The sequence below is a fragment of the Aeromonas sp. R2-4 genome, from assembly GCF_040908365.1.
Lineage (GTDB): Bacteria > Pseudomonadota > Gammaproteobacteria > Enterobacterales > Aeromonadaceae > Aeromonas > Aeromonas veronii.
Genome location: NZ_JBFODO010000044.1, coordinates 74928 through 86982, shown reverse-complemented (window position 1 = coordinate 86982; position 12055 = coordinate 74928). Strand labels below are relative to the sequence as shown.

Below are 12055 nucleotides of genomic sequence, written 5' to 3'. Positions count from 1 at the left end.
CTTCTCGTTTGGTGGGATGGATGACTCATTTCAGGTTGCCCACCTGGCGCTCGCTGTGGCGTTTGCCCTATTGTCAGCGTCCCCTCACCCTAACCCTCTCCCAAGGGGAGAGGGAACCAGCGCCTGCCAACCTGTAGCCGTAGCTGTCACCCTTAGCTATCACGCCATACCACGGTCACTATCAATGGCTGCGATCTCCCCTCCCTTCTCCCACTCTTTGCCATAGATAAGGGAAGAAAGGTCGGGGATGAGGGGGAGCAAACCACCGACAAGCAGCAGAGCGTGAAATCAAGCAGGAACGCGTAGGGTCGATTAGCGAAGCGTAATCGTCCGCACCGCAATCTCGGTTGTTATGGACAAATGAGATCCGTTGGTGCTCCAGCTGAATTACGGCAGTTCGTCTGATTACGCTTCGCCAAGCAAACCTATGGCCACATATAACTATCTAAATGACTTTACCACTCGATATGTTATTTTTTGATTATCAGCAGCAATCACTTCAACTACAGCACCTTTATAGCCGATTTCTTGTGATTCACCTAAATCATACTCGACATCATTATTAAATGCAGGGCGAGCAATGTCATTGCTAGTTTCACGATACCCTATATTTATTTTATTTCCGACCTTACCACTATAAATCAAAGTTTGCTGAAATGATGCAGAGTTAACAGAAGAAACTTTCTTTACTTCAAAATTTGCAGCATAGCAAGAATACATACCGAAAACCGTAATAACACATAATTCATTTGGATTATTTTTCTTCACCCCAAGTGCTTGGTACGGATCGGCGAAAGGATTTTGCATAACAATTCGCCCTTCTCTGGCAGCTGTTTTAAATACATCAGCTGTATTATTAGAACCTAGCTTGTCGTAAGTTCCACTTGGTATGTCATAAGCTACACCATCTATAGCGTTTTTAAGTACAATGGCCTCCCCCTCAACAAGAATTCCTTTTGACATCATACTATCACCCACATATGCAGTATTAACCTGACCAAGTGGAGGAAAATCCACTAGAGTGGATTTTGATGATGTACTTGGGTCATAAGATACAGCACAACCACTCATAAGTGATGTTAAAACTATAAAAAGTAGACATTTTTTCATATTTGACTCACTAATTTTAATTACAAAACACCAAAATAACACATCTATCAATTAAGGTGTGTGATAAAGATCATTTTGTTGCCTGAAACGGCTATAAAATAACAAACATTAATGCCTGCAATATAAATGATATAAGTCACAGAATCTCATCTTTCAACTCTGATAATATTACTAACGCCAACTAAACACATAAACCTAGCTTAAGTGAGTTTACTATTTATGAAAAAAATGATGATTATATTATTCTCAAGCATCCTTCTACTAATTCCCCCTGTCTATGCCAAAAACTGTAAAAAGGGGCAGCCATGTGGAAACTCATGTATTTCATGGGGTAAAACTTGCCATAAAAACACCTATACTTACTCATCTCCGATAGAAAATAAGAAAACAAGCAAAAAACCTGCCCCTGCATCTACAAACGTATTGGTAAGGTATGTTATTCCTAAAAAATTGAACGTGCGTACATCACCAAGTATCAAAGCCAATATAAATACATCTCTTTCAAAAGGGGACTTTGTTTTATTGTACCGCCAAGAAAATCAGTGGGCATATATTAGCAAGAGTGGCGTATATGGATGGGTCAGCAAAAAATATCTCTCTTCATCTCCCGTGAATTAATTCATCTTAAACAGAAAGGGCGCTTTCGCGCCCTTCTATATTAATTACCCTTCCTGATTTTCCCCGGCTACCGGTTCGGCACCAGCAGCGGGTTCAATCTCGATGCGATCGACCCGCTGCAAACCGCGGGGCAGCTTGGCGCCGCGACGGCCGCGCTCGCCGCGATAGTAGTCGAGATCAGAGGGTTTCAAGGTCAGCTTGCGCTTGCCGGCAAACAGGGTGACCGACTGGCCCTGCGGGATGACAGCAGCCATCACCACAAACTCCTCCCGTGCTTTCACCCGAGCCGACGGAATGCTGATCAGCTTGTTGCCCTTGCCCTTGCCGAGCACCGGCAAGGTATTGAGCGGGAACAGCAGCATGCGCCCTTCGTTGGAGATGGCCATGCAGAGATCGGTCTCCGGCGAGCCGATCTTCTGGGGTGCCATCACCTGACCCCCTTCCGGCACGGTGAGCAGCGCCTTGCCGTTCTTGTTCTTGCCGATCAGGTCGTCATAGGTGCAGACAAAGCCGTAACCGGCGTCGCTGGCGATCAGATACGGCTCGCCCTCGTTGCCCATCACCAGATGGCGCACCTCTTCCCCTGCCCCCAGCGCAAAGCGGCCGGTGAGCGGTTCGCCCTGACTGCGCGCGGATGGCAAGGTGTGAGATTCGAGGGCGTAGGTTCTCCCCAACGTGGAGAGGAACACCGCCTGCTGGTTGCTGCGGCCACAGGCGTGGGCCAGATAGCTGTCCCCCGCCTTGTAGGAGAGCCCCTCGACATCCACGTCGTGGCCCTTGGCGGCGCGCACCCACCCCTTGTCGGAGAGGATGACGGTGACCGGTTCGCTGGGCACCAGCTCTTTCTCGGTCAGCGCCACGGCGGTAGCCCGCTCCACCAGCGGGGTGCGGCGATCGTCGCCGTACTTCTCGGCATCGGCCAGCAACTCTTTCTTGAGCAGGGTGTTGAGGCGACGCTCGGAGCCCAGGATCTGCTCCAGCTTGTCGCGCTCTTGCGCCAGTTCATCCTGTTCGGCGCGCAGCTTGAACTCTTCGAGCTTGGCCAGATGGCGCAGTTTCAGCTCGAGGATCGCCTCGGCCTGGGTCTCGGTAATGTTGAAGCGCTCCACCATCACCTTGCCCGGCTCATCCTCGGTGCGGATGATCTCGATCACCTCGTCGATGTTGAGGTAGGCGATCAGCAAGCCTTCGAGGATGTGCAGGCGAGCCAGCACCTTGTCGAGACGGAATTGCAGACGGCGACGCACGGTCTCGCGGCGGAACTGGATCCACTCGCTGAGGATGGTCTTGAGGCACTTCACCTGCGGCCGGTTGTCGAGGCCGAGGATGTTGAGGTTGACCCGGTAGTTCTTCTCCAGATCCGTGGTGGCGAACAGGTGGGCCATCAGCCCCTCCACGTCCACCCGGTTGGAGCGCGGCACGATCACCAGACGGGTCGGGTTCTCGTGGTCAGATTCATCGCGCAGATCGGTGACCATCGGCAGCTTTTTCGCCACCATCTGGGCGGCGATCTGCTCCATGATCTTGGCGCCGGAGGCCTGATGAGGCAGCGCTGTGATGACGATGTCGCCATCCTCCTCGCTCCAGACCGCCCGCTGCTTGATGGAGCCCTTGCCGGTCTCGTAGATTTTGCGGATATCGTCGCGCGGGGTGATGATCTCGGCGTTGGTCGGGTAGTCCGGCCCCTGAATGTGCGCCATCAATGCATCGAGACCCGCATTGGGGTTGTCGAGCAGCTCGGCACAGGCGTAGGCCACTTCCCGCGCGTTGTGGGGCGGGATATCGGTCGCCATGCCCACCGCGATACCGGTCACCCCGTTGAGCAGGATGTGCGGCAGGCGGGCGGGCAGCACCACCGGCTCCTTCATGGTGCCGTCGAAGTTCGGCGTCCAATCCACTGTGCCTTGGCCGAGCTCTGAGAGCAGCAGCTCGGAGAAGCGCGACAAGCGCGCTTCGGTATAACGCATGGCGGCGAAGGATTTGGGATCATCCGGCGCACCCCAGTTGCCCTGACCGTCCACCAGCGGGTAGCGGTAGGAGAAGGGCTGGGCCATCAGCACCATGGCTTCATAACAGGCGCTGTCGCCGTGGGGGTGGTACTTACCCAGCACGTCACCCACGGTACGGGCGGACTTCTTGTGCTTGGAGAGCGCCGACAACCCCAGTTCGCTCATGGCGTAGATGATGCGCCGCTGCACCGGTTTGAGGCCATCGCCAATATGCGGCAAGGCCCGATCCATGATGACGTACATGGAGTAGTTCAAGTAAGCCTGTTCGGTAAAGGTGCGCATTGGCTGGCGCTCTACCCCGTCCAGACTGAGCTCGATAGCATCACTCATATGTTTTTCTCTTGCTATGGCGCGCCCCTGGAGGGCACGCCTGAAATGCGGGTCGGCAGGTGACCGACGGCTTAGATGATGGCGAGGTTACCCTTCTCTTCGAGCCATTCGCGGCGATCGCTCGCCCGCTTCTTGGCCAGCAGCATATCCATCAGCTGCAGGGTCTCGTCAGCCGCATCCCCTTCGCTCTCTCCTGCCGGCTCCATGGTGAGCTGCACCAGGCGGCGGGTGTTGGGATCCATGGTGGTTTCCCGCAGCTGTTTCGGGTTCATTTCGCCCAAGCCCTTGAATCGGGTCACCATCACCTTGCCCTTCTTCTTCTCGGCTTCGACCCGCTGCAGCACGCCGTTCTTCTCGTCCTCGTCGAGGGCGTAGTAGACCTCTTTACCGATATCGATCCGGTAAAGCGGCGGCATGGCGACATACACATGGCCCTTCTCCACCAGCGTGCGGAAGTGCTTCACAAACAGGGCGCAGAGCAGGGTGGCGATGTGCAGACCGTCCGAGTCCGCATCCGCGAGGATGCACACCTTGCCGTAGCGCAGGCCACTGAGGTCGTTGGAGTCGGGATCGAGCCCGATAGCGACCGAGATATCGTGCACTTCTTGCGAGGCGAGCACCTGACCGGCCTCCACCTCCCAGGTGTTCAGGATCTTGCCGCGCAGCGGCATGATGGCCTGAAACTCGCGATCCCGCGCCTGCTTGGCACTGCCACCCGCGGAGTCACCCTCCACCAGGAACAGCTCCCCCTGCATGGGGTCGGCGCAGTTACAGTCAGTCAACTTGCCGGGCAGCGCCGGGCCCTGGGTAATCTTCTTGCGCACCACCGTCTTGGCGGCACGCATCCGGCGCTGGGCGCTGGAGATACAGAGCTCGGCGATCTGCTCCGCCAGCTCGGTATTGCTGTTGAGGTAGAGGCTGAAGGCATCCTTCACCACGCCGGAGACAAACGCCGAGCTCTGACGGGAGGAGAGGCGCTCCTTGGTCTGACCGGCGAACTGCGGATCCTGCATCTTGATGGAGAGGATGTAGGCGCAGCGATCCCAGATATCTTCTGGAGTGAGCTTGACCCCCCGCGGCAGAAGGTTGCGGAACTCGCAGAACTCACGCATGGCATCGAGCAGGCCCTGACGCAGGCCGTTGACGTGAGTACCGCCCTGCGCGGTGGGAATGAGGTTTACATAGGATTCGGCGAGACATTCGCCCCCTTCCGGCAACCAGCAGAGCGCCCAGTCCACCGCCGATTGTTCGGAGCTGAACGAGCCGATAAAGGGCTGCTCCGGCAGGCAGGTGTACTGCTTGACCGCGTCGACCAGATAATCCTTGAGGCCATCTTCGTAGCACCACTCCAGCTTGATGCCGGTGTTCTTGTCGAGGAACTTGATGGTGAGGCCGGGGCAGAGTACCGCTTTCGCTTTAAGCAGGTGCTCCAGCTTGGTGACCGAGAACTTGGGCGAATCGAAGTAGCTCGCCTGCGGCCAGAAGCGCACCCGGGTGCCGGTGTTGCGACGGCCGCAAGTGCCGGTGATGGTCAGCTCCTGCACCTTCTCGCCACGCTCGAAGGCGATGTCGTAGACCTGACCGTCGCGACGCACCGTCACCTCGACCCGATCGGAGAGGGCGTTTACGACCGAAATACCCACCCCGTGCAGACCGCCGGAGAACTGGTAGTTCTTGTTGGAGAATTTGCCGCCCGCGTGCAGCTTGCAGAGGATCAGCTCCACCCCGCTGACGCCCTCTTCCGGGTGGATATCGACCGGCATGCCGCGGCCGTCGTCGATCACTTCGAGGGACTGGTCTTCATGCAGGATCACCTCCAGACTGCGGGCGTGACCTGCCAGCGCTTCATCGACGCTGTTGTCGATGACCTCCTGGCCGAGGTGGTTGGGCCGGGTGGTGTCGGTATACATGCCGGGGCGGCGACGCACCGGCTCAAGGCCATTGAGGACCTCAATGGCATCCGCATTGTATTGAGTAGACATGGAGGGCCTTGCGAATTGACGTTTGGGGAGAATCTTACTCGTTGGGAGGGTATTGGACAAACTTGGCTGCGGGAAAGGGTGATCCGGAGGGGATTGTTCCCCTCCGGAGGCTGTTTCAGCTCCCTTCGGCCGGGCCCGGCAGCGCCTGTTGCAGTTGGGAGAGCGAGCTTTGCAGCCGCCACACCATGCCTGCCAGCTCTCGCGCCGTGCCATCGCCATGGTTGGCCAGCCCCTGACTGATCCGCTGCAGCTCGGCCAGCGTGCGGTCGAGGGAGGCGTGCTGCACCCCCTGCTCGGTGAGGATCCCCTTCAGGCTGCGGATACAGTTGTCACGCACCAGATAGAGGGGGTGCTCGTCACCGCGCCACTGGCGCAGCTGCCAGACGATATGGCTGCAGTTGAGCAGCACCACGCCCCAGCGCAGCACCCAGAGGCGGGCGGTCTGATCCTGACTCTGGCCGAGCTGGCTGATGCAGTGGTAGATCAGCGATTCGAACTGGCTCTCGCTCTGGCGCGGGGCCGGCTCCAGCTGATCCATGAAGTGGCGGCGCAGGGAGCGGATAATCCGGCGGCTCTTGCGCCGATCCGAGCTGGGTCGCAGCAGCTGAAACGCCAGCGCGGCGCTCATCACCCCCAGCATCTGGGCGAGGCTGCTGTTGATGAACTGCTGATAGTCGTAGCTGGGCGGATTGGTGATGGCGAGAAACGAGCCGAGCAGCACGATCATTTGGCCCCAGAGGCCCGCCTGCCGCACTTGCTGCTGTTTGCAGAGCTGCATGGTGAGCAGCGCCGGAAAGAGCAAGAGACAGAAAATCCAGAAATCGTCGATGCGGATCATCAGGCCGAACTTGACCGCAAAGCAGATGAGGCTGAGCAGCAGGATCGCCCTGAGCATGGTGTTGGCCCCCTGAGCCGGCGCCGGGGTCGCCGAGTAGAGCACGCAGCAGATGGAGAGCATGGTGAGCGCCGAGCTGCCCGCATCCCACTGACTGTTGATCCAGAAGGTGCAGCCGAGCAGCACGCAGAGGAAGGTACGCCCGCCGTTATAGGCGGCCTCCAGCGTGTCGGTATGGCTGGTGAGGGAGGTGTGACGGGGCGGCGCCGGCCACTCCTGATCGTCGTAGCGGGTCAACCGGTCGAGCCAGCGCTGACACTCCAGATAGCTCCAGCAGAAGTGGCGCAGCCGCAGCAAAAAGGTGCGCCGTCGATAATCATGCTCGCTGGTCGGCATCAGGGGAGCCAGCAACCTCGCAACCCGATACTTGTCGCACTCCGGCTTGCCAAGCTCGATCAGCAGGGTGGCGAGCAGCGCCTGAATGCCCTCCGGTTGTTCCGGCCAGTTGTGCAGCATGCGCCGCTGGCTGGAGATAAGGCTGATGAGCCGCAGCTGGCGATGGAGCAGGAAGTTGAGCAGCCGGTTCTGGCGCCGCAACCGATGATGGCTCCAGACAGCCTGAATGCGCAGCACGTTCATGGTGAGGATCTGGCCGATCAGCCCTTCGTGGGAGCTGCGCACCTCGGGCGTCATCTCCCCCAGCCAGAGCAGCTGGGCATGTTCCAGCAGGCGGGCTTGGCTCTTTTGCAGCGACTGCAGCAGAGTTTCGCTGTCCGAGGTGCTGGGCAGGATCATCATCATCAGACCGCCGCAGAGGATACCGATGATCACCTCGCTCACCCGCGCCTGGGCAATATCGAAGATATGGTGGGGATCCGCCACATTGACGCAGGAGAAGGCGATGATGGCGGCCGTATAACCACCGAGGGCAAAGGCGTAGGAGACGTTGTTCTGATAGTGGTTGGAGATGTAGGTACACAAGCCCAGCCAGAGGGCGATAAGGAAGCTGAACAGCCAGGGATCGCTGATGCCAAGACCGGTGATCACCACCGCAGCCATCGCCCCCATCAGGCTGCCAACCACCCGTCCCAGACTCTTGCTGATCACCCCGCCCACGGTGGGAAAACTCACCACGGCGGCCGAGCTCATCGCCCAGTAGGGGGAGTCGAGCTGCAGCACGAAGGCCAGCCAGAGCGACAGGCACATGGCCAGCGCATTGCGCAGGGCATAGCGCCACTGCCCCCCTGTCGCCTTCCCCCAGGGGGTGCGCAGCCAGAACGACTCGCTCACCCTACTCGCCAATGGTGATGGTGCAGGTGGTGCCGGCGATCAGCGTCACGTCCGCCGGCACATCCAGCAGCTTGATCCGCACCGGCACCCGCTGGGCCAGCCGCACCCAGGGCACGTTGGGTTTGACGTCGATCAGCAGGCCGTTGCCGCCATCGACGCTCTGATCGTGGATGGCGCGCCCTATGCTCTCCACCTCGCCGCGCAACCGCTGCTCACCGCTGTAGAGCACCACTTCGGCCGGTTTGCCCGGCGCTATGTGGCCAAGCTTGGTCTCTTCAAAGTAACCCTGTACATAGAAGGAGTGAGTATCCACCAGCGCCACCAGCGGCACGCCGGCGCTGGCATAGTTGCCGACCCGGGTCTGCAGGTTGGTGATGTAGCCATCGCTAGCGGCATGTACCCGGGTCTTGGCCAGCGACCACTCCGCCTTCTCCAGATTGGCCTGTGCCACCTGATAGGCCGCCTGCATCGCCTGGGCATTGAGGCGCGCTTCGTCCATCGTCTCGGCTGAGATGACGCTGCGCGACAGGCCGCTGCGGCGGTTCGCCTCGTGCTCGGCCTTGTCGAGATCCGATTTCGCCTTGGCCAGCGCCGCCCGGGCATTATTGAGGGCGATGCGATAGGGCCCGGGGTCGAGCGTAAAGATCTCCTCCCCCGCCTTCACCAGCTGGTTGTCCTTCACCGCTATCTTGATGATCTTGCCCGACACCTCGGGGGTAATGCTGACCAGCTCGGCGCGCACCTTGCCATCCCGGGTCCAGGGCCCCTCCATGTAGTAGTTCCACAGCCACCAGCCCGCCGCCAGCGCCAGTGCACAGACCAGCAGGGTGGAGAAGTATTTAAGGGTCGCTAGGGGTGATTTAGCCATGTAACAGTATCCATAGAGCGCCGCTGACGGCGAGGATAAAGAGGGAGAGATCCATCAGCAGGGGATGCCAGACATCCCCGCCGTAGAGCCAGTCGCGCAGCAGATGGTGCACCGGCAGCCAGCAGAGCAGACCGAGCAGCACCGCCTTGAACAGCGGCGGAAAGAACAGAGAGGCACCCAGTACCAGATCCGGCAGCGCAGAAGGAATTGTCACAAACGAGCTCCCTGTTGGCAGTGAAGTTCAGAAGAGTCAGGCCATCCCCTGCCCCGGGCGAGGCAAAGTAAACAGGCCGCTAAAGATTAACACTGCCCCGCAGGGCGCAACAGGAACATATGAGCCCCTTTTGTTCAGACCTGTCGATCTGCTGGATGGTGCACGCCATCGCGCGTCGGCACCTCCCCCAGCTCGAACGGGTTCACTTCCTCAGATGTCAATCAAACAGGGTATCGCGCCGCCCCTGCAGCAAGTGCTCATGGAGGGTGCGCAACTGGGAGGCCACCACCCGATGGCAGGAGAGCGGGGGCAAGTCGTCGATGGGGAAGTACCCCGCCCCTTTGGTTTCATCGGTTTCGCACAGCAGCTGGCCGCCGGTCACCTCGCACAGAAAGAAAGCCTTGTGCGCGTGAGGCAGCTGGGGCGGATGAGGATGTTTTAGCTTGTCGAACAGGGCCAGCAGTTGCACCGCACGGCACTCAAGGCCGGTCTCCTCCACCACTTCACGCACCACGGCATCCGCCGGCGAGTCGCCGATATCGCACCAACCACCGGGCAGAGTCCAGCAGTCGTCGCTGCGCTCCTGTACCAGCAGGATATGGCCCGCATCGTTCTGAATGAAGGCCCGTACATCCAGCTTGGGGGTGGGATAACCGTTATCGAGGGCAATCCAGTCGCTGATGGCTTCCGGCGCCAGCTCGCTCTGGCTGGCAATAAGGGCCACTGTAGCCGCTCGCAGCGCCTCGAAACGGCCGATATCGAAGGGATCTTTGGAGTAGGTGAGGCCCGCTTGCGCCGTGGCCAGTACCTGTTCCAGAAAGGCGGCCAACGGCGGTTGCATGATTAAAGTCCGAGGAAACGGATGATCTGGGCGGGGTAACGCTCGAACGCGACGAAGGCGTGGTTGCCGCCGCACTCCAGCGAGAGGCGGGCAAAGCGGTATTCGTCCAGCGCCTTGCGATAGTCGAGCACCTCATCCCCCTGCTGTTGCAGGATCCAGAGTCGCTCCGGCGCCGTCACCGGTACCGCCAGTGCCCGCAGCTCATCCATATGTTCAGGCCGCAGTTCGTACTGCTCCCCGGTATAGGGATTGGTCTGGGGGCCAAGGTAGTCACAGAGCAGCTCGTGCGGGCGCACCGCCGGATTGATCAGCGCCGCGCGGCAGCCGTACTGCTCGCTCACCCGGGTCGCCATAAAGCCGCCGAGGGAGCTGCCCACGGCGCCGAGCTTGAATTCACTACCATAACGACGCTGCAGATCGGCAATGGTCTGTTCGATAGCCGCCCAGGCCGCTGCTGGCGTATTGGGTTGGGCCGGAATGATCACCTCGATATCCGGCCGGTTGGCGGCCACCCAGGCAGCCATCTGCTGCGCCTTGGCGGAGCCCGGTGAGGAGTTGAAACCGTGCAGATAGAGGAGAACCGACTTCATGGAATGCTCTCCTCAATAACCGGTGGCGTTGGGGTCGGGCACAAACTGTCCCACCGGCAGTCGCCACACCTCGCTGGCCACCCGCCCATCCGGATAGAGGGTCAGATAACGCCAGCCCGGGCCGGATTCATCCAGCGCGAAGCCGTCGGATAGCGGTTTGAACTGAATGCAGGTGGAGGGGCTGGCAATCAGCCGCACCCCGCGGTGCACCTCGTCAAACTCCTGATGAACGTGGCCGAACAGGATGGTCTTCTGCTGCGGATGACGAGCCAGCACGGCGAACAGGTCATCGGCATTCTTGAGATTGTGCTGATCCAGCCAAGCGCAGCCCACCGGTACCGCCTGATGGTGCAGGGTGATAAGGGCGTGGCGATCAGGATATTGACGCAGGGCACGGTCGAGGGCGGCCAGCTGGTGATCACCAATCATGCCGTGGGGTTTGCCGCGCACCTGGGTGTCGAGCAGGATCACCTGCCAGTGGTCGCCCACCAGCTGTTTGGATTCGCTGATCCCGGCGGCATGGAGATATTCGGTCATCAGCGGGCTGTCATCGTGATTGCCCGGCAGCCAGTAGATGGGGCGGCCAAGGGGCGCCATCATGGAGGCGAAACGCTGATAGGATTCCGGGCTGTGATCCTGCGACAGATCGCCGGTCGCCAGAATCACCTCGTAGGGGTGTTCATTGGCCTGCACCTGTTCCAGCACGGCGGCCAGACTCTCTGCGGTGCGCACAGCCAACAGCCGCCCTTCGGCACTCGCGAAGAGGTGGGTGTCGGTAATTTGCAACAGGCGCACACTGCCGTCCTGCGCCTGGGGGAGCTCTGTTTCCAAAATCACGCTTCTTTTTATTTGTTCAACTGGAGATATTGATCGGGCTGGTACCATGTCTGAGACAAAATTTTAGCCATTCGGCCAGAAACAGATTTACCTGCTCCTTTTCGTCCCGCTGGTGCATCTTTTTATTGGGATAATCATAACGTGGTTGCAAACGGGAAATCTGTTGCGCTGCACACACTTCCGCCATCCGCACATCATGATACAAACGAATCTCTATCTGAGCTTGTAAATATTCGGGCAATTCGGGGTTGTGCTGGCTCAGGATCACCTGATTGGTGAAGCGACTCTCGCCAATGATGGTGAGCTGGAACTGCAGATCGTTGCCGACCCGATAGCGGCGCTCGGCTCCCACCTCCCCATCTGGCGGCAGCAGTTTCATTAATGCCATATAGTTGACCTCGCAGGTTCTCTGCAAAGACATCAAATCCGGCACATAACGTTTGGTCCGGGATTGAACTAACGGCATCGCAAAGCTCCATCAATCAACACCCGTGAGTAGTTGACCTCGCAGGTACGCTGCAAGAACATCAG

11 protein-coding genes are annotated in these 12055 nt (G+C 59.0%); 1 reads left to right on the top strand and 10 read right to left on the bottom strand.

Annotated features, from left to right (window positions below; genetic code table 11):
• Window positions 1-441: 441 nt before the first annotated feature.
• Complete coding sequence (locus AB5Z05_RS17215; protein WP_368152354.1) at window positions 442-1110, bottom strand: hypothetical protein; 669 nt, start codon at window positions 1108-1110, stop codon at window positions 442-444.
• Window positions 1111-1329: 219 nt separating this feature from the next.
• Between AB5Z05_RS17215 and AB5Z05_RS17210 the strand changes: the two genes are divergently transcribed.
• On the top strand, window positions 1330-1728 hold the full coding sequence (locus AB5Z05_RS17210; protein WP_368152353.1) for an SH3 domain-containing protein: 399 nt from the start codon (window positions 1330-1332) through the stop codon (window positions 1726-1728).
• A 44-nt stretch (window positions 1729-1772) separates the two neighbouring features.
• Here AB5Z05_RS17210 and parC read toward each other — a convergent pair whose 3' ends face one another.
• The 9 genes from parC to AB5Z05_RS17165 all read right to left on the bottom strand — a co-directional run bounded on the left by parC (window position 1773) and on the right by AB5Z05_RS17165 (window position 11990).
• Complete coding sequence (gene parC / locus AB5Z05_RS17205; RefSeq protein WP_368152352.1) at window positions 1773-4067, bottom strand: DNA topoisomerase IV subunit A; 2295 nt, start codon at window positions 4065-4067, stop codon at window positions 1773-1775.
• Window positions 4068-4138: 71 nt separating this feature from the next.
• Window positions 4139-6049, bottom strand: a complete 1911-nt coding sequence (gene parE / locus AB5Z05_RS17200; protein WP_368152350.1) for a DNA topoisomerase IV subunit B — start codon at window positions 6047-6049, stop codon at window positions 4139-4141.
• A gap of 115 nt (window positions 6050-6164) precedes the next feature.
• Window positions 6165-8174: an FUSC family protein gene (locus AB5Z05_RS17195; protein WP_368152348.1), complete on the bottom strand. Its 2010-nt coding sequence runs from the start codon at window positions 8172-8174 to the stop codon at window positions 6165-6167.
• Window position 8175: 1 nt separating this feature from the next.
• Window positions 8176-9042 carry an efflux RND transporter periplasmic adaptor subunit gene (locus AB5Z05_RS17190; RefSeq protein WP_368152346.1) on the bottom strand — a complete coding sequence of 289 codons (867 nt, stop codon included), beginning with the start codon at window positions 9040-9042 and terminating at the stop codon, window positions 8176-8178.
• The gene (locus AB5Z05_RS17185) at window positions 9035-9277 is read right to left on the bottom strand and encodes a DUF1656 domain-containing protein (protein ID WP_368152360.1); all 243 of its coding nucleotides are present in this window, start codon (window positions 9275-9277) and stop codon (window positions 9035-9037) included. Before AB5Z05_RS17185 ends, AB5Z05_RS17190 begins: the two co-directional genes overlap by 8 nt.
• Before the next feature lie 196 nt (window positions 9278-9473).
• Entirely contained in the window at window positions 9474-10097 is a 624-nt protein-coding gene (locus tag AB5Z05_RS17180; protein ID WP_368152345.1) for an NUDIX hydrolase, read from the bottom strand.
• 2 nt (window positions 10098-10099) lie between these two features.
• Entirely contained in the window at window positions 10100-10687 is a 588-nt protein-coding gene (locus tag AB5Z05_RS17175) for a YqiA/YcfP family alpha/beta fold hydrolase (RefSeq protein ID WP_123172311.1), read from the bottom strand.
• A gap of 12 nt (window positions 10688-10699) precedes the next feature.
• The gene (gene cpdA, locus AB5Z05_RS17170) at window positions 10700-11518 is read right to left on the bottom strand and encodes a 3',5'-cyclic-AMP phosphodiesterase (protein WP_041202814.1); all 819 of its coding nucleotides are present in this window, start codon (window positions 11516-11518) and stop codon (window positions 10700-10702) included.
• Window positions 11519-11540: 22 nt separating this feature from the next.
• Window positions 11541-11990: a DUF1249 domain-containing protein gene (locus AB5Z05_RS17165; protein WP_042052480.1), complete on the bottom strand. Its 450-nt coding sequence runs from the start codon at window positions 11988-11990 to the stop codon at window positions 11541-11543.
• Between the last annotated feature and the right edge of the window lie 65 nt (window positions 11991-12055).